Here is a 20384-nt window from a genome sequence, read left to right on the forward strand (position 1 = left end):
CGTAAAGCTGTTTCGTTTAGAAGCAGCTTTTTTTGTTGTAGTTTTTTTGGTTTTAAAAAATAATGAAATTTCAAAAACCTGACAATCATGTTGGTAACGAATAATTTTTATTTTTTTAAATATTTATCTGAATTTATGTTTGCAGATCATACATTTATTCCTATATTTGCACCCGCAAACAAGTTATCAAGTAAAGCAATTTATAAAGATAACTTATTGAAAAGGCCTCGTGGCGCAACTGAATAGCGCATCTGATTACGGCTCAGAAGGTTACTGGTTTGAATCCAGTCGAGGTCACAAAGAAAATCCTTAAACAAAAATACGTTTAAGGATTTTTTGTTTTTAAGGGATTTTCTAAAATGAATATCTTACGATGACAACAAATCTTCTCTTTTAAAAAATACTACTAATCAGTCAATACAATTTTAAACAGCATTGATTTTCATTTACACGAAATAAACTATATTCGTAAGAGTGAAAAATCAGTTGGATTTTTTGTTTTTGTAAATTTCAATACTAAATTGACTTATGATAGCAAATGACAAACACAACGAGCGCATAGCCCAGTTGACTTTTGCATCGGTGTATCCGCATTACGTAACCAAAATTGAAAAAAAAGGCCGAACAATTGCCGAATTACATCAGGTGATAACATGGCTAACTGGTTTTGATGACAAGCAATTGAATGAGTTGATTGCAGAAAAAGTTTCGTTTGCTGATTTCTTTGATAAAGCAACTTTAAATCCGAAATCTTCGCGTATAACCGGCGTCATTTGTGGCTATCGCATCGAAGAAATTGAGAACCAATTAACCCGACAAGTTCGGTATTTGGATAAATTGGTAGATGAATTGGCAAAAGGGAGAAAAATGGAAAAAATTTTACGAGCGTAAAAAGTCCAAGAAAATAAATTATTTACTTCGAATTAATTTCCTAAACGAATAAAAACTTGATGCGATTCTAGCAGTTTCCAATTAATTAAATGTAAAATCATGACCTATCAACCTTCAAAAAACAGATACCAAAATATGGAATACCGCCAGTGTGGTAATTCGGGTATAAAACTTTCGGCCTTATCATTGGGTTTATGGCATAACTTCGGGTATAATTCCTCTTTTGAAAACAGTCGGAATTTAATAAAAACGGCTTTTGATAACGGAATAACTCATTTTGATTTGGCTAATAATTACGGTCCGCCACCCGGATCGGCAGAGGAATGTTTTGGAAAAATCTTAAAATTAGATTTCAAATCATATAGAGATGAAATGATGATTTCTAGTAAAGCCGGTTACACCATGTGGGACGGGCCTTATGGTGATTGGGGTTCTAAAAAATATTTGGTATCTAGCCTAGATCAAAGTCTAAAACGGTTACAATTGGATTATGTTGATATTTTTTACCACCATCGTCCCGATCCAGGAACACCTTTTGAGGAAACCATGGCAGCGCTGCATTTGTTGGTTCAACAAGGAAAAGCATTATATGTTGGACTTTCTAATTACCGTCCAGCCGAAGCGGTTCAAGCCTTTACTATTTTGAAAGAAATGGGTACGCCTTGTTTAATTCATCAACCCAAATATTCAATGTTTGAAAGATGGGTCGAAGAAGGTTTGTTGGATCTTTTAGGCGAAGAACAAGTGGGGTGTATTCCTTTTTCTCCATTAGCACAAGGATTATTAACCGATAAATATTTAAACGGAATTCCTACAGATTCTAGAGTAGCCACAAGCGGTATTTTTTTAAAAGAAAATGATATTACGCAAGTTAAAATAGATAAGATTGCAGCACTAAATAAAATGGCGCAAGAACGAAACCAAAAATTGGCTCAAATGGCTTTAGCTTGGATTTTAAAAGACCAACGAATTACTTCTGTTTTGATTGGTTCGAGTAAACCGGAACAAATACTAGATTCGATTAAAGCGCTGGATAATTACGATTTTACCTCGGAAGAGCTTAAAAAAATTGATTTGATTTTGGGATAAGTTTTTAAAAATAAAAAACCCCTAAACAATTGATGTTTAAGGGTTTATTTTTGTAGCGAAGACGGGAGTTGAACCCGTGACCTCAGGGTTATGAATCGTGAATTAAGTTATAAACTTCTATTTGTAAAAGGTTTTTGATGAGGGTATTATGAGCTTATATTTTTTAAAATGGAGGTGTTCCTCACTCCATTCCTCACTCTTTTTTGGCCTGTTTATAGTGCCATATACCGTAATTTTTTTGTTTCCATGTGCGAATTAAAATCTTGGTAGTAAAGGTAAGCTTTTGTAAACTATATAATCGTTCTATATTTAAAATTTAGGATTTTATATAGGGGAAAAAATATATTCTGTGAAAACACAAAACCTCCAAATGTAAAATATTATTTAATTAATAGGTATTTTGGTGATTATCGCTCCTTAAAAACACATTAATTTTAATTCAAGGTTAAATAATTTTTAGTGTAAGACTTTATTTTCAATATTTAAGTATTATTTGCATATCCAAAACGACACTTTTTAGTTTAGTAATGTTCAGGATAAATGATTGTTTTATGTAGTAGAATTTGTTAGTGAATAGTTTAAATAGAGAGATATCTACTGATGATAAAACAAGATATGTGTCAGGTAAATAATGGAAAAAACTTGACATTTAAAATTTATTAACTACCTTTGTTACAGATTATGAAAGTAACAGATAAAATAGTAGCTAAAATAAATCGGATAGATACCGGTGATTTATTCGGATATGATACTCTTGGATTAACTTCTGATGAAGTTATTGCTGGTTCTAAAGCCTTAAGCAGATTAGTTGATAAAGGTATTATTAGAAGAGCCAGAAAAGGGTATTATTATAAGCCAAAAGTTTCTGCATTTGGAGAGCAAAAGCCCAGAGAAGATGTTCTGCTATCTCTATATTTATTTGAAAAGAATAAACAGGTTGCTTATGTTACCGGAACCAGATTGTATAATAGATTAGGCTTAACTACACAAATTCCTAATTCCATACGAGTTGCTTCATTAGATAAGCAAGTAAAAGGTAAAGTTGGCAATATGGTTGTAAAACCTGCTAAAAGTTATGTGAAAGTTACTTCTGATAACATCAAATATTTAGAGATTTTAGATGTTATCAAAGATTTGAATACTATACCCGATTTACAAAAAAGTGATGGGCTTCTATATTTAAAAAAAGTAATCTATGATTTAGATAACACTCAAATAAATAAGCTTGTTACCTATGGGCGCTCTTATCCTCCAAAAGTTAGGGCTTTGCTAGGTGCGCTTTTAGAAGCTATGAATGCCAATGCTTTTGTCTATGGAATTTTAAAAAAATCAATTAACCCTTCTAGTAGTTATGAATATGGTATTAGTTCTACATTACTTTCTACTGCTAACTCCTGGAATATCGTATAATGAATTTACATTTAGACAAAAACAATTTTGAAGGCGCCATTGTAGCCACTGCAGAACATTTTAAAATTCCTGAAATTTTTATAGAAAAAGATTATTGGGTTACTTATGCTTTGCATCAATTGTTTAATTCTGATGTAAAGGACTTGACTGTTTTTAAAGGAGGTACTTCTTTGTCCAAATGTTATAAAGTTATTGAACGATTTTCTGAAGATATCGATATGGTTATTGTGAAAAAGGACACTGATACCGGAAATGATTTAAAAAGAAAACTGAAAGCAGTTACGGATGTAGTCGATAAATCGATTCTTGAAGTTGTACCTAATGATCCTAATACTAAAAAGTTGGGTAGTTTAAGGAAAATCGTTTATTCTTATCCAAAAGTAGGGGTGAAAGGAGATTTTGGAGAAGTAAGAGAAAATATTACTTTGGAAGTTTCTCATTTTGGAAATTTTGAGCCCAACCACATAAAACCAATTTGTACTTTTATTGCAGACTATATTAAAGCTACATCTAATTTAGAATTAATTACCCAATTTGGACTGGAAGATTTTGAAGTCAAAACACTCGCTATTGAGCGTACTTTTTGCGAAAAGATAATTAGTTTGGTTCGGTTTTCTTATACTGAAAATCCATTAGATGATTTATCGAATAAAGTCCGTCATACTTATGATTTGTATCATTTAATGCAACTTGAAGAGATAAAAAGCTTTGTAAATTCTACTGAATTTGATGCCATGTTATTGCAAGTTGGCATCGACGATGACAAAGCAATTCCTAATGATAAAAACTGGTTGTACCAACATCCAAAAGATGCACTTATTTTTAGCGAAACTGCTATGGTTTGGAATGAGCTAAAGAAAGTTTACACTACTTCTTTTAAAGAATTGGTAACTGGTAAGCTACCAGATGAAAATACTATTTTTGAAGCTTTAGTATTTCTCTCTGAACGCATTGAAAAAATTGAATGGAATATTGAAAAATAAACTTTTGCAAATAGTGGATTAAGTTTCTTCTTTGCTGGTTTCATCATCCCACATTTCTCTGTAAGACTGAATATAAAAGGCTGTTTCTTAAAAGTTTATTCTCCAATAATAACGGCATAGTTTTTAGGACAGTGTCTTTATAAAATTAATTCAATAGCATTATTAGCATTATTTCTTAAAAAACGATGCTTTAACATATTGTCAAAAATATCAAGAGCTATCTTTATCTGGGTTTTATCTTTCTTGTTTTCTGAAACTAATTTGCTATAAATTGCAAGAACTAATTGTATTGGTTCTTTATCATAGTATCCTCGCTTTTGAACTTTAAGTGGGGATATGCCAAAATCCATTTTTGATAATAGTTTTAAACATTCAATAGGATAATTTTTAGAGCATTCAATTAGTAAATCAAAAAAATAACGTGGCTCTTCTTTACATAACAAGGATTGTGAATATACTTCAAGGAAATGATATACTTCAAGGAAATGATTATTTTTAAACTTTCTCAATATAATTCCAGAATATTTACTTGCAAAATCCTCTCCTTTTTCATTCAGGAATTGAAATAAAATTGAAATAGCTTTTGGATTCAATATTTCATTTTGAAATAAATAATTTTCTGCAACTTTCAGCGCACATAATTTAGCTTCATCACTAATTAGTACAAATTGATCATAAAGTTCTTTATCATCAATCCAATCATTTAACCAACTACTCACAATAACAAAACAATCTTTATGAATTTCCTTTATACTCATAACTTTATCAAAATATGGGTACATTACTTGATGAAATTTATTGTTATAGTATTGAGCTGAATTTAATGAATGCTTTAATAAATCAATATTATCGGTATTAGTAAGTTTGTTAAAAATATTGAATGCTCTTTCCAAATTTAGATAATTGAGAATAGCTATTCTATTAATAATGTCAACTTTTACAGAATTATTACACAGAGGATTTTCTATCACCTTTTCAATTGTTGAGAAAATAATTTCTTCAAAATCATTCTCGTAATATCCATCCATTAAATAATGAACAGCCGAACCTCTTACTGAATTTATACAATCTAATAAAGGTTTATCTGAATTATATTCTTTTTCAGGAACAGTATAATTTAAAGCTATACTGCTTAGAAATGTGATGATTTCAAAGTCGGCAGTTTCGGTTTCTAAAAAATATCTTGATATCCAAATAGTGTATGAAATATGTATCCCGTCTAAATTTAACTTTATAAGTTTTTTGAATAAAATTTTAACTTTCTCTGGATCATATTTGGCATCAATTAGACCTTCAATGCCTGAAGATATATAACTAATATGAATTCTACTATTATCAAATAAGTTGTTTATAAAATTGAAAAACTTATCAGGATTTTGTGCGACTATATTTTTAAATTCAGTTGAATGTTCTCGTAATCCACCTTTAAGAAATTCAGATGAGCGATAGTTTTCATCATATTTGATTAAGCTTTTCTCCCAACTCTTTAAATTCATATTACTATATGCTTTTTGAGATAAAGGGGCTCCGACAAAACCTGATGTAAATCTTGAACTATCAAGAGCTTTATTGTGATTCAATTTCCCAAATTTCCTTTCTAACTCCTGATAATTTCTATTTAAATCGATATTGGCTGATATTTCACTAGCTGGAAGGGATTTGATAAAAAGATATTTTTTCTTGCCAAAACTTTGTAAACTGAATTTTCTTTTTCCTTCTCTATCTGTATATATGTATATGTCGTATTTAGACTTTATACTAATTAGAACTTCATTAATAAAGGTCTTTTGTAGAATGTCTAAATAGATATACGTAGAACTAATCAATAATCTTATAAATAATTGGAATTCATCATCACTGCCATTAAATACATTTTTTCCATTGAGAATTTTTATAAACTCAACAATTTCTGAAGTATAGACTTTTGAATTAGAATTTAATCCTTTGATCAGAATTTTTAGAATTGGTACTGAATTATGATTTTTGTATTTAAAATAGAATTGACGAATATATTCTTCGTTTTGGGATTCTATATGTTTATATAAATAATCTTCGATTTCATCAGACTTATTACGAACTCTATCATTATCAATAATTTTAAAACTTTTGTATAGTGGTGTTTCTATCGTTTTATATTCAAAATAAGTTACTTTAGATTCTTCAACGATTTCATTAAGTATCTCAAGTAAAAATTGGAAAGTACTTTGTGAATTAATTTTGTATATCTCTTCAATAATTGAGTTTAAATCATAAGAAAACTCATTGTTAAAAGTGTTGTTGTTGAATGCTTCTTTTATAGGGTTAACCAGTTTGTCAAAAACAAACTTTTCACTACTGAAAAATATTTTTTTTAGTATTTCATAATACCAAAAATTATCTCTTCGATTAATTTCTACGATATACGGAACATACTCATCAAAATAGTGAAGTAATTTTTCATCCGACCAATTGTCAATACGCATTAACAATCTGTTTATAAAGTCATTCTTATCTTCAAAATCTATACTTAAGGTTAAATATTCAAGTATCCTTATTGTATTGTTATCAATATTATTTGCAAATAAAAACCAATTATAATTTGAAAGTTTTTCTTTTTTGTCTTCATCAAAACTATCTTCAATTGTAATATTAAAATATTTTTCAGGTATGTTTTCTTCTATAAAAAAATTAATCCAACCTTGAGAATTTACCGCACCAATAAATACTTCTTCATAATCATCATTTTTCAAAATAACATCAACAACTAATTCCTTTTCTAAGTTTACTGGATTTTGAATAATACCTAAATCACTAAGAAGTAATGTTTTTATATGAAATCTATAATTTTCAGAAATTAAAATATTGGTTAAAATTGAATGGTAACGTCTAATATCATATTCTCGAAGATATTCAATGACCATTTTTATTACTGACCTAACATAAAGGCTTTGGTCATTTTCTATAATATATTCTTCTAAATCACCTCCATTTTCTACAAATTGTTTAGCAAAGCAATATTCATAAAATGTTTGATGAAAAAAATGTAATTCTTTATTCTCTTCGATAAGTAATTGATTACTATTTAAATAAAATATCTCCTTATAAAAACTATCATTAAAAATGTTATTGATAGTAATTCTTTGTTCAGAATACATTTTTGCAGAAACATCAAATAAAATCTTCTTTAAGTCTAGATTTTGATTAGATGTTATGTGTTGCTTCCAAAGGGCATCATATAAATCTTTTAAAGTAGAAAGTGTATCCAAATTAATTTTATCCCTATTTTCTAACTTACAAAAGATTTCAAGATGATTAGGTGTACTGAGGAGTTCAAGTAGTTTATTTGAATTGCATTGAATTTTAAAAATTGTTAACGCTTTTTGAACCTCATCAATTGTTAATAAATCAGCTTTTACTTTTGTATATTCATTAGAATTATAAACACTTAATTCAGCATCATATTCCAAATCAAAAGTTCTTGTTGAAATAATTATTCGTATGTTTTCCTCATTTATTAGCTCAGCAATTAATCTATTATAGGTTTGGATATATTCTCTATTGGCAGAAAGAGTTAAAGATAACGCATCAATTTGGTCAATAATTACAACTAATTTTTCTTTTTTGGTGTTTACTTCACTAATTAAATCCGTAAAAGTAAAATCATTAATAAATAATTTTGATTCTAATTCTTTGGTTGAACTTGCATAAAATTTGTCTGCTTTTATGCCTAAAATATTATAGTTATTATCAGTAGTTGTTAAATCGTATAAATCTTTTAAAATAGTCGATTTCCCAATACCTTTCTCACCATTTAATACAAGAATATTTTTCTTGTTATCTTTCAAATCTGAAACAATCCAATTGTGAATTTGCGTTGTTTCCTTTCTTATAATATGTGATTCTTTACTTTTTTCTAAATAGTTTTTTACCTGAAAAAGAGAAAACGAGGCTTTTTGTAATATTTTTTTTAAATCAATATTCTTTTTCTTTTTGACTACTTCATCATGAATATCATTAATCTTCAAACTATTTTCTTGCTCAAAAGAAGTTACATATAAATCGTGTAGTTTTAATAAATCAATTAAATCATTACCATCTTTTAGGTCAATGAAATTTTTACCTAAACCTCTTTTTATACTTTCTTCATTCTTCCATTTATTCCACCAAATATGTTGATCAATATCAAAAACATTTATCACACATAAAGTCCAACTTTTAATTTCAAATTTGGTCGAATCTAAAGCTGTATTAAAAGACTTTTTAATTTGTGTTTTTTGAGTCTGTTCAAAACAATTTGGAAAAAATTTACATTGAATAACATCAATTGGCTCCATTCCAATTTCACCAACTAAAACATCAATTCCTTCATCACCAGGATTGGCTTTGACGGTCTTAACATATTTATCAGGATACATTTGTTTAAATAAGGTTTCACAGATGCTTTCAAATTTATTTCGTGCTCCTGTGAAATCATATTTCTCAATTAAAAGAAACCAATCTTTATTCATAATTCATTTACATTTTTTCAGCTTCTAATTTTTTCAATTCTTCTTCAATTCTAATTTTTTCTGCTTCTAGATAATTTATCCTCTCTTGGATTCCGAAAATTTCAGAATACATTTCAATTAATTTGCTTTTAATGATTGGTTGATCAATAATTTCAATTACTTTTTTATGCTCTTCTTGTTCTACTGATAAATGAGTTATTTGTATATTATTCCTTTTTTTCTCTAAATTAACATTTAACCAACTAATAGTATCGTTAATTTTATGTTTAGCATAATCACCTATTAGTCCCTCGCTAATGAAAAAAGACTCTGTTAATAAATCTGAAAAATTAGCGCCAAATGTATTAGTGTGTTTAAATTTTTCTAAGTCAACCGGACTTCCTTTTTCTAAAAACAAAACATTTTGTTTAGGTATATCTGAAAGAATAAAAGGCGAATGTGAAATTATTAATATATTGATTCCTTTTATGTTTCTAAGCTTAATATTATTTATTTCATCTATTAATCTTTTTATGAATTTTTTTTGAAATTCAGGATGAAAATAAAGTTCAATCTCATCTAGTATAATATTAACGTATTTAAATTTTACAAGAATTTCATCATTCTCAACTGAGTTTAAATTTGTAAGATGATACAGTACTGTACTTAAAGAATGTATAAGTTGTCGCTCACCCGAACTTATTCTATCTAATAAATCAATTTTGTTTTTTGAAAATAATTTTGTTTGAAAAATTGCTGGGGGCAAAAGTTCAATAATAGTGTTCTGCTTATCTACTTTTTTATTTAATACCTTGGATAGTTCATTGATATTAATTAATTCTTTTTGAATGTATTTAGACCATATTAACTCATAATTTTTAATAAAATTTACGATTTGTTTTAATTTAAATACTATATGACTTTGGCTATTTTCAATCTTATTCAAGAAACTCTCAATGTCAATTGTATAATGTTTCTTTTTATTATTTTTTGGGTATTCAACTATGAATTTATCGTAGCTCACATATTTTTCACAAATACTGATAATTTTGTAAAGTATATAAATATCGAGTTTGTATTGAACATCCGAAATGTTAATCTTTTCAATATTAAATCTCAATTTAAATTTAGTTAATACATTATTTAAATCTCTATAAAGAGCAGACGGTATTGTGCTATTATTTTTTTTAAAGTTTAAAGCAAAATCTGAATTTAATATTTTATAGAAATCATCTTTAATGTCCTTTTCATCGTCATATTCTCTGCCATTTAGATTATTATCGATTATGAAATAATGTTTAGAGTTTTTAAAAATCAATTTTAAATATTGAGATGATAAATTATCTGTAATTTTAAATTCTAAATCAGATAGAACTATTGATAATAATCGTTGCTGTAATAAGTAACTTTCATTATTAATGTCTATAATTCCAGCTAATCCATCTTGCTTAGACTCTCTTTTGGGGTTTATTACAATAGGTATTTGATAAGAATCATTTTTATGAAATAAATTATCTATCCAATCACCTATTTCCCAAGAATTAAAAGCATAAACTGAATAACTAATAACCTCTGAATAAAAGAATTTTTCAAAATCAAAATCAATTACATCATTTAAATTTTTGAAAGTAAAGCTTTCATCATCAATTAATATTATAAAAAAGAAGTTGTCTATTTCATAAAATATTTCACAATGAATTTTACTCTCTTCATCGACACTTGCAGATATAAGTTCTGCTGTTGAATTTAAAAGCCCTCTATTCTTAAGATTAAATGATATTTGATTTATAGACGCTATGAATAGGTCAATAATACTACTCTTGCCACTACCATTTTTACCAATAATTGCAGATACATTTATTTTGTTTGAAAAAAAATTTTCAGGAAGATTATTAATAGATTTTATATTATTGATATCCCAATATATATCATTTTCTGGAATGTTATCAATCCTTAAATCTGAATTGTAAAACTCATAATTTTCGTAGAATTTATAAATCCTATTGACATTTAAATTTTTTAAAAATTTGGAACCACAATTTTCGAGTGGTCTAATCGCAATTAATTTAAATCCCATTATTTAATATGTTTTAAAATCCCTAACTCTTCTAAAATATCTTTTTTCATTTTACTTAAAGGTCTTCTGTCAAACATTGCTTCATCTATATGAGTCCCAAAAGCTAGACGATAGATTTCTTCATCAGATGTAGAAGTGGCTTTTAATATATTGTTTTTCAACATTTGTAAATATTTCTCAGAATAGATGTCTCTTAATCTCCTTAAATCCGTTATTTCATCTTCATGCGTTTCATAAATTTCCTTAAGTTTAAAAGCTTTTGTTGAGTTTTTTGAGAAGACATTATTATTAATAATTTTGAATTTGAAAGAAGAATAATCTTTATGATCATAACTAAATTTAAAATCAATTTCTTCTATTGATTTGTGGTATGGGTGAAAATGTGTATCCAACTTAAAAGGGTTAGTTCCTTTAACACCACTGTTGCATACAGTACAACTCGGTATTAAGTTATAAAAAGATAATGCCAATAAAGGATAATCACTTTTGGAAAACCAGTGGTCGAAAGTTGGTCTTGTAATTTTTGATGGATTTACTACAGTTTTAGTATAAATCCTATTACAATAAGTACAAGTTGGGATGTCTACATTAGTAGCTAAATCGTAAGCATCATATTTGGTTTTCTTTTTTTGATCAAACCATCCTTTATATTTAAAGACCTCATGGATATTTTTTTTTACTAAAGGTATTAAATATGGTTTAATTCTATTGTGGCATTGTAACAATTGTTCTGGTGTTCCTTTTACTATTATATCCAAGTAGGGGTTTATATAATTATCAAAACAAGCTTTTACAAAAGGATTTGTAATACTATCAATTCTAATAAAAATATCATCAATTATACCCAGATAATGTTTATTTTCTGCATCTATAATTTTCTGCTGGGTTATATCTATATAGTTCATTGTAAGTTTTTTCTTTTGTTAGTTAAAAACGTAATTTCATCATCTAAAATTTGTTTCTGAAAATTATTGCTATCCTCAAGTTCGGAAATCATTTCAGACAATTTTATTTTCACTATAGATTCATCAATGATTAAAATTACTCTTTTGTGATGAGCTAATTCCTTATCAAAAAAATCTAGATTTCTATCTTTTGGATCTTTATTGTTGTTTATCCACGTTATAGTTTTTTCTATACTTTCTTTCGCAAAATCTCCTATCAAACCATCATTCACAAAAAAAGAATCGGTTAATAGATCACTTATATTTGCTCCGAAAGTTTTGGTTGGTCTTTGTTTAAAATCATAATCTAAAATTTCCGTTCTTGCATTATTTTTGAATAAATACACAATATTATTATTTGGGAAGTCCGATAAAGTTAAAGGGTCATGTGTGGTAATAATTATTTGGATGCTCTTGTTTTTAAAAATAAATGGAATTACTTGTTGAATAATATTTATGTACTTTTTTTTCCATTCTGGATGAAATCCTAGGTCAGCTTCATCTAATAGAATAAGCAAATTATCTGATGTTTTTTTTCTTTTACTAAAAATGTTATAATTTGTATGGATGTTATTTTCTGTTTTATAATTTAAATCATTTAATACCGAAAATAAGTCGTAAAGTCCCTTTTCTCCTGAACTTAAATTTTTAGAAGGACTAAAAGATATTAAAACTTTTTTATCGTATGCGAACTTATCTTTGAATGCTAATAAGAAATTTTCATAGGCTTTTATAATTTCTAGAGCTTGTGTGAAGTTAACATCAAATTCAGTCCAATTATCTATTTCTTTGCTTTCTGGAATGTATGATAATAATGTTTCGATAAGAGTTTTAATTTCATTAATGGGAAAAAGAATTTTCTCACTTTTTTGTTTTAACTGAATAAAAGAGTTTTCTACAAACCAATAAAAAGCATCTTTTGTGCTGGGTTGATTTATAAATTCTTTGCTTTTAATTGTATAATTGTTTTTCAGATGTCCTTCCTCTAAATATTTATTTCCTGAGCTTTCAAGGATATTTTGTGTTTTTAAAATAACCCTACTTATTATCTCTAATTCTAATTTAATTTTTTGAGTGGCTCTACTATTTCTAATATCTTCAACTTTTGTTAAATTCAATCTATCTAATTCAGCTTGTTCTCTTTCTGTCCGTTCAAGATCTACTCTTTTTTTTAACTCATTAAAAAATGGTCTAAAGCTATAAGAAGTTTGATATTCATCAATACTAATAGAGTGAATTTTTATTTTTATTTTATCAAATGCAGGCAATGACATTTCTTCCAACAATGCACTTAAATTCTTTAACTCAATAAATTTTATCCATCTCTTTAAATTCTCTGAATTATGTAATTCTAATAATGTGGTTAAATCTAAATTCTCATATTCAGTATCATCAATCATCATTTGATATTTTGATAAATCTTTAAAATTCCCATTCTCTGAATCAGATTGGTTTATATTTAAAAAAGAAGAGTAATAGATAACTTCATTAACTTCAGAATTATCAGTTATTATATGACCATCAGAATTTGAATCTTCATAAATATATTTACAATAGGAATAAGGTTCTCTTAATAGATTTAGGATAGTGGTTTTACCAGTTCCGTTCTCTCCAACAATCGCAGAAACCAACTTAATATTATTGAGCCAAAAGTTTTCAATGAATTTTTCGTTTTTCATTTTATCTTTGACATATACATTTCCATTTGCATTTTCTTCAAATGTGTAAATATATTTACCTCCTAAATTTATAGTTTGTCCATTATGATTCTTTCCAAAAATATGTGGTAATGTTTCGCTAGGAATGTATATTGATAATAATCTCATATTGTATTTTTCTATCCGAGTTATTGTAAATTATCCATAAACCAATCACTATTTATCCCATTCTTTGTAAGTTCCGTTTTTAATAATTGCTCTTCCTTTTCTGTATCTTTCGAGAGTTTGTTGTTGAGCTGAATAACCGTCACATAATCCCCGTAATTCAAGTATTGTTTCAATTCTTTGGGACAATTGGTCATTTCCTGTCTAATCTCTTTTGTTAATTCTTTCAGCAATTTGTTCGTATAACCATTGATATCCGCTTCTAAATTCATCTTCCATTGCACTTCTGAGTTTTCTTTCATCAGTTGTATCTGATTGAAACTGTCTTTTATAGGTTTCAAAGCGTTCTCGTTCTTGATTCTCAAGTTCTCCAAATTCTTGTTCAAGGATTCTTCCTGCCTCTTCAATTCGGCTCTTTTGTCCTGCAAAATTTCTCTCAAACTCTGATTCTTGTTCCGTATCGTCCTCAATGTATCCCTGCTCTCGGTTAATACCTGCGATTTCATTCTCAATTCTTCTCTTTTCAGGCTCAAATTGTCCTCTAATGTCTGCCTCAGATTTTCCAAGACTAAATCGGCGCTCGAGTTGTTGGCTAATAATTGCTGTTTCGCTTTCAATTGTTTCTCTTTTTGCAATATATCGGCTTTCCAAGTTGCTGTATCGTTCTTCAATTTCTGAGTATTGGAGGTAATATTCATCGTATAAGTTGTTCTCTGTTTCTGCAACGAATTGTTGAAAGTCTCTTTCTGCTTGTTCAATAGATTCCAGCGATTGGCTATGTCGGTTTTCAACTGCTTTTCTAAATTGGCTTCGTAATTGTTCCAATTGCAGTTTTGTTCTTTCTGTATTTGTCTCAATTCTTGATATTTCCTGTCCAAGTTGGAATTCAGTTCGCTTATATGATTGCGATTCCAAACATCTTGTAATTGATCGTATAAGATTGCTAATTTGGTTTTTTCGGCAGGTGATAGATTCTCTGAGAAGTCCCATTTGGAGTTCATCAATTTGTGAAATTCCTTCTGCATCTCCAGCGGAAAGTTGAAAGTAGTTGGTGTTTTGTTCGACATGATTAAATACCCATCTGGTGTTTTTGGTTACAAGAAAGTTTTTGGCAATATTTTCCGGAGAATCTTTTGGGATTATGATTTGAATGGTGTCTATTCCGAGTCGTTTTATTTTTGCTTTTTTTTCATCATTCAATTTGTGGGAAACTACAATTTCGATAAGTAATATTGGTTTTCCATGAATATCGAAGAATGTTACATCCGGTCTAATCAACAAATTCTTATTGTCGATATCAGGGTTCTTTCCAAATTTTACTTCACCATCATCATCTTCGTAAAACGAAAGCTCTTTTTTTACAGAATGTGCCTCAACAAATATTGTTTCCTGAATTAGTTTTGCACTTTTACCGTCTGGTGCATATTTATACAAGTTTGGTACTTTTATCCGTTTCGTTCTTTGGAGAATATCAATTGCTAAGTTGTGCCTATAATCCTGATTGCTGAATGTACATGGGATTTCTCCCTTTTTTACATCTTTTGCTATATGCCGGAAATAAGATTTGTAGTACGTATTTTTTTTCTGTATAACCGCTTCCATTTCTGCATCACACCCCATACACCAATAGCCTTTACGACCGCTTTCGGCTTCAAGGATGTATATCGGTTCTCCTTTTACGTTTTTGGCGTATTCGTTTTGTTCTTTTGAATTTGGATTTGGATTTGATTTTTCCACGTTATTAAATATTAAAATAATGGAGTAGCAGAATTTGGTTTTATAATAGGGATTTCTACATTCAACATATGTTGAGTTGTGTGTATCTAAAAATCAGTATCATTGCACTTATCATAATGAAAATTTTAAATTTTAGACTGTTTTCTTAATGCTTCAACTGACAACTCTAAATCAAAACCAATTTTATCTTTTGACCATTCATCCCAAAAATCAACTGTTGCACTTTTAGGTTTAATTGTTGGTTTGTCAATTTGAACCCTGCTAGGCAATAATGATGCATCGCCAACAATTAGTGCTTCTCCAATGTCTAGAATAGGTAATAAATTTGCAAAATCTCCTAAATTATCAGGAAACAAACGTTTTATTACATTCTGATCATCAGGATTTGTTAAACGCATGGCTATGAAATTACCGCATTGACTCAAAATAGTTTTACTAACGTCTGAGGGACGTTGACTAATCACAACTAAAGAAACTCCATATTTTCTACCTTCTTTACTAATTCTTTCAAAACTTTGTAACCCTTTTTCTTCTATTGAACCTTTAGTATTAGCAGGTAGATATAAGTGAGCCTCATCACAAAAAATAGAGATAGGATGTCTATTAGTTTCATCTGTCCATTGTTGAATAGAAAAAACTAATCTTGCTAATAATCCAGTTATTAAAGGTAAAATATCAGATGGGACTTCTGAAAAATCAATTATTTTTATTCCGCTACCACTTCCAAAATCAAGAAGTTTTTTCACTAAAACACTAAACCAATCATATTCTAATAGAACGGGATCTTCATTAAATAGGAAATTTAATCTTTTGTCTTCTTTTTTACTAGACAATCGCTGTACAAATCGTGTGAGCTTTCCAAATAAAGGACCTTGCTTTTCTGTGCCTGGTCTAGCACCATCAATCATTTTTTGGTCTTCTTCATCAAGTTCTTGAAGAAGTTGGGATATTGAAAAGGGAATAGGACTCTCTACAGTGAAATTATTTAAAACATCTTGCTTATTCTCAACTTCTAGTTTCTCCCTTTTTAATTTAATAATTAAATCAAAAAGTGCTCTTGATTGGTTTGGTGCATTACTATCACTTCTATCAAGTAATAACGATTCTATTTCCTCGTAAGATAAAAGCCAATAAGGTAGAAATATATTATTTGGATTTGTACAATCATCAGATGGTCCAGCAATTTTTAGTAGAGATACATTGTCTAATCCACTCAAAGGAGTGTATTCACCATGTAAATCAAGAACTATACTATTCACAGATTTTAATTTTGATGCACTTTCAAGAACATTAGCTACTGTCCATGATTTACCAGAACCAGTACCTCCAACTATTACCGCATGTCTTTGAAAGAATTTATTCCCATCAAGATTTACATCTGATTCCTCAGCAATTGTATAAGTCCCTACCTTTAATGGATTTTCACTGCTTGAAGAAATAGTTTTCATAAAATCAGTTAATTCAGTACCTATGAGCAAGGAACAATCAGCATTGATACTAGGAACAGTATTCAATGTTCTTTTAAATAAATTCTTTGCTATTCCTTGTGTCTCTATAAATGTACCGACTAAATTTACTTTAATTGCATTTTCAATTATCAAATCCACATCATCATTTTCGTCGATCTTCGCAGACAAAGCTTTTCTAAGTATTTTAGAAATTAGACCTATTATTTTTTCCCCTGTTTTAGTAGAACGAATTTGAATTATCTGATTTACCTGGACACTATTTAACAATTCTTCGTTTTCAACCAAAACAGTAACATTTCCTGTATCAACACTTTGTACCTTTCCTAATTGCATAATTCTTTTGTTTATATTATTTCAATAAAATTATTCAGAGACCAGAAATTGCCTTCAAGAATAATTATTTGTTTTTCAGAGTTACTTTCCTTCATTGTAACTTTAGTTTTGTTATCCCCATCGTCTTCAAGTAGCACATATTTTTCAGCACCTTCAAGTTCATTTAGACAGGCTTCAGAAATAATTTTGGTAATAACTACAATAGGGATTCCTTTTTTAATTTTTGTTTTAATTCTAGGAGTTAGATGTTCGTCATTAAATCCAAAACCAATCACCAAAAAACTATTGGCAGAATTAATATATAAATCAGATTTTTGAATTAATTCTCTGTAAGGACTTTTATATGCTTCTTGGTATTTGTTTTTCCCTGGGCAAATAATTTGCGGGACAGAATTTTCTAAATTATTTTGTAAATAACGAATTTCTCCTCCCAAATCAAACCAGTTCAGAGAACCATGAACTTTAACTATGTTCACAATGTTATTTGACGAAAATAGATTTTCATTAAAAAGAGAAAGATCCTTACCTAAAAATCCATCTGTGAAAGGAATACCGTGATATGAAAGTACATATTCAATAATGCGATCATAATTAGTAGTGATAATATTGGTAACCTTTGGATGAGCATCGCTAATTTTTTCAACTAGCTTTTTTATCCCATTAAAATTTTCATTATTTGACTCTAAAAGGTTTTGTAATACTTCTTTATCAACAGTTGAAATTGCAAGCCAAATTAAATTCCTTATTTGTGGCATCATTTCTTGATACTTGTCTTTACCAAGTTCAATTTCAAGATTATCGCAATTTTTATCGAATTCAGAAATATTTTCTTTTATGATTTCATTTAATTTAGTCATACTAGGCAATCCAAAAGGAATTGTAGCACCAGACCCCCAGATAATTACAGGCGGTATTTTTAGATATTTTTGAATTATTGTAAAAACTCTTTCTTTTATTTCTTCCATTTTATCTTTCAAAAATCCTTTTTTAATTACGTAACCCTACTCTTATATTGTGAAGAAATCATTCTAAGCTAGTTTAAAGAGGAACAATTCTTTGCACCTATATTGTTTATAGAGGATTACTAAAGTATCTAAAATTAACTAAAGTAAAAAGAGGAAAACCGTAAACGCATAAACTATTTATTTTTCTATAGATTAATAAGGGGTTGAATTTTAAGCTTAGTTTTATGTTGTAAATGATAAATTGCCTTTGTAGTGTAAGAGTAACTATTTCTATACAATGATCGTTATTTCAGACATAATGAATTAAAATGACTGAAATAACGGTCATTTTCGTTTTAAGAAAATTAGGTGACAAGACTATTTCTCTATTTGTAATTTATATAAATATCTTCTTTTAATTATTAGAAAACCCTCTTTTTCTTCTCTTGCTTCGTTTGTTTCTAAGTTGATGAGGAAGGTAATCTGAAGAATATTCAGCACGAATAAGCACATCTAATAATTGAACTAAATTTGGAATTGTAAGTGTGTTTTTTTGATTTTCCAAATCTTCGATTAATAATTCTCTAGATGGGATCCTGTCTTGAATCTGTTCTTTTTTCTCTTCATCGGTTGGCTTTAATCCGCAACGTTCTTCAATTGCTTTTGGACTGAATTCTTTTCCTAAGCTACTGCCGTTAAAAACATTTTTAGTTGTGTGATCAATGTAGGTTATGCCGTAAAGCATTCCTTCGCTACTTCGTCTGAAAACAGTATCGATACCTTGATCTTTTAATAGAGTAGCTAATTTGGTTAAAGGAATAATTTTGTTTCCATTTAAAGTGAAGTTGATAACGTTTTTTATCCTTCGTTTATCTGAAGGACTTCTTTCTTCGTTTTTTTTGAATTTTTCCGCAAGGAATTTTAAAGTAGGTTTGAAGTAAAAATCACTCGCTTTAATTGGAACTCCTGTCGGTTTACCTTTGTCATCCAGTATACGATATAATAGTCCATTTGTTTGAAACACTCTAGAGTTCTCACTTCCACGATCTGCCAAAACATTGTATAGTTTCAAAATAGCATTAAGTTCAGGTAAGCTTGAATATTTGTAGTCATTGAGTACCATTTTTAGAACATTGCTTAATGCTTTTTTCGACTCTGTTTTTCCATACTGAATTCTACCAGTTGAAATGGGGTTTAGGATAAATTGTTGTTTTTCTTTTGAGCCTTGGGCTTTTACCAAACCGAAAATTTCTTCTATTTCTTTTCTCGCGGGTTCGGACTTTCTGATTCCTAAATGATGCAGATCAATTCTTTTGCCGTCTCTTTCAATATTTACAGATACCACATGAACATGTGGATGTCCAGCATCGTGATGCTGGTATACTAAATAGGGTTGATTTCCAAAACCTATTTTATCCATATAAGTTGTTACGATATCCATGAGTTTTTCTTTGGAATGGTTTTCGGATGGATCAAAATTCAGGGAAATATGTACACTGTTTCTTTTGGTATTTTCGTTTAATTCAAGTCTTTTTATAAAACGGTTCAGCTTTAATGAAGGACTCAATTTATCTACATCAGAAGGATAATTTCCAGCACCTATACATTCAGCAACTGACGCATTAACTTTCTGCTCGTTGTAGTTTAATACCGCTCGTATGGAATGGCTTGTTTTTATTATTGTAACCATTTGTTTGTAATTTGATGAATATGGTTTTGAATGTCATCTACCTTTTGAAAATAGACTCTTTTTTGTCTTTCATAGTACATTAGCAAATCTCTAAATTCTAGTGTTTCTTGTACGGTATTTAATTTTTTTACAATCTGATTTACATTGTTTCCAATTGCAGAAAGCTCATTACGAAGCAGTATCATTTCTTCCATAAAATCATCCAAAGATTGATTTCTGTAATGCGTTGTAATAGGTTTGTTAAATAATAGATTTCGAGCATATTCGCTTAGTTTACGACAGGTGCTTTTTTTGAAACGATTCTCTATTTCTCTATACTCTTGGGGAGTCATTCGAAGAGTAATTCTTCGTGATTTGTTTGAATTTTCTTTTTCCATCATCTTTCATTTTACGCATTAATTCAAAAGTCTTTCATTAGTAGTACTGAATTTGATACTCTTTATATTAGAATTATCAAACTCATTTTTTGCAGTGTCTCCACCACCGAGTCCCGAGGTAATAGGTGGCCAGATAAGCGGTTGTCCGACA

General features: G+C 28.9%; 14 protein-coding genes and 1 tRNA gene. 5 read left to right on the plus strand and 10 right to left on the minus strand.

Annotation, left to right across the window (positions count from 1 at the left end):
• The first annotated feature begins 223 nt into the window (after positions 1–223).
• From I5M07_RS15080 to I5M07_RS15100, 5 genes are all read left to right on the plus strand, one after another.
• Positions 224–297 (plus strand) — tRNA-Arg (locus I5M07_RS15080).
• 231 nt (positions 298–528) lie between these two features.
• The gene (locus I5M07_RS15085; RefSeq protein WP_200107280.1) at positions 529–891 is read left to right on the plus strand and encodes a DUF2200 domain-containing protein; all 363 of its coding nucleotides are present in this window, start codon (positions 529–531) and stop codon (positions 889–891) included.
• Positions 892–990: 99 nt separating this feature from the next.
• The gene (gene mgrA, locus I5M07_RS15090; RefSeq protein ID WP_200107281.1) at positions 991–1980 is read left to right on the plus strand and encodes an L-glyceraldehyde 3-phosphate reductase; all 990 of its coding nucleotides are present in this window, start codon (positions 991–993) and stop codon (positions 1978–1980) included.
• 681 nt (positions 1981–2661) lie between these two features.
• Entirely contained in the window at positions 2662–3390 is a 729-nt protein-coding gene (locus I5M07_RS15095) for a DUF6088 family protein (RefSeq protein WP_200107282.1), read from the plus strand.
• Positions 3390–4373: a nucleotidyl transferase AbiEii/AbiGii toxin family protein gene (locus I5M07_RS15100; protein ID WP_200107283.1), complete on the plus strand. Its 984-nt coding sequence runs from the start codon at positions 3390–3392 to the stop codon at positions 4371–4373. Before I5M07_RS15095 ends, I5M07_RS15100 begins: the two co-directional genes overlap by 1 nt.
• Positions 4374–4510: 137 nt before the next feature.
• Here the strand turns inward: I5M07_RS15100 and I5M07_RS15105 are convergent, their stop codons facing one another.
• From I5M07_RS15105 to I5M07_RS15150, 10 genes are all read right to left on the minus strand, one after another.
• Positions 4511–8860, minus strand: coding sequence for an AAA family ATPase (locus I5M07_RS15105; RefSeq protein WP_200107284.1), 4350 nt, complete (start codon positions 8858–8860; stop codon positions 4511–4513).
• Between the two features lie 7 nt (positions 8861–8867).
• A complete protein-coding gene (locus I5M07_RS15110; RefSeq protein ID WP_200107285.1) occupies positions 8868–10916 on the minus strand; it encodes an AAA family ATPase in 2049 nt (682 codons plus the stop codon).
• Positions 10916–11821 (minus strand): hypothetical protein, encoded by a 906-nt coding sequence (locus I5M07_RS15115; RefSeq protein WP_200107286.1) that lies wholly within the window; start codon positions 11819–11821, stop codon positions 10916–10918. The genes I5M07_RS15110 and I5M07_RS15115 overlap by 1 nt, the downstream gene beginning before the upstream one ends.
• Positions 11818–13686 (minus strand): AAA family ATPase, encoded by a 1869-nt coding sequence (locus I5M07_RS15120; protein ID WP_200107287.1) that lies wholly within the window; start codon positions 13684–13686, stop codon positions 11818–11820. The genes I5M07_RS15115 and I5M07_RS15120 overlap by 4 nt, the downstream gene beginning before the upstream one ends.
• A 20-nt stretch (positions 13687–13706) precedes the next feature.
• Complete coding sequence (locus tag I5M07_RS15125; RefSeq protein WP_200107288.1) at positions 13707–13880, minus strand: hypothetical protein; 174 nt, start codon at positions 13878–13880, stop codon at positions 13707–13709.
• 7 nt (positions 13881–13887) lie between these two features.
• Positions 13888–15420, minus strand: a complete 1533-nt coding sequence (locus I5M07_RS15130) for a coiled-coil domain-containing protein (RefSeq protein WP_200107289.1) — start codon at positions 15418–15420, stop codon at positions 13888–13890.
• A 125-nt stretch (positions 15421–15545) separates the two neighbouring features.
• Positions 15546–17222: an ATP-binding protein gene (locus I5M07_RS15135; RefSeq protein WP_200107290.1), complete on the minus strand. Its 1677-nt coding sequence runs from the start codon at positions 17220–17222 to the stop codon at positions 15546–15548.
• An 11-nt stretch (positions 17223–17233) separates the two neighbouring features.
• Positions 17234–18199: an SIR2 family protein gene (locus I5M07_RS15140; RefSeq protein ID WP_200107291.1), complete on the minus strand. Its 966-nt coding sequence runs from the start codon at positions 18197–18199 to the stop codon at positions 17234–17236.
• Between the two features lie 382 nt (positions 18200–18581).
• Complete coding sequence (locus I5M07_RS15145; RefSeq protein WP_200107292.1) at positions 18582–19856, minus strand: relaxase/mobilization nuclease domain-containing protein; 1275 nt, start codon at positions 19854–19856, stop codon at positions 18582–18584.
• Positions 19844–20233 (minus strand): plasmid mobilization protein, encoded by a 390-nt coding sequence (locus I5M07_RS15150; protein ID WP_317191335.1) that lies wholly within the window; start codon positions 20231–20233, stop codon positions 19844–19846. Before I5M07_RS15150 ends, I5M07_RS15145 begins: the two co-directional genes overlap by 13 nt.
• Between the last annotated feature and the right edge of the window lie 151 nt (positions 20234–20384).

The organism is Flavobacterium agrisoli, assembly GCF_016522065.1.
Lineage (GTDB): Bacteria > Bacteroidota > Bacteroidia > Flavobacteriales > Flavobacteriaceae > Flavobacterium > Flavobacterium agrisoli.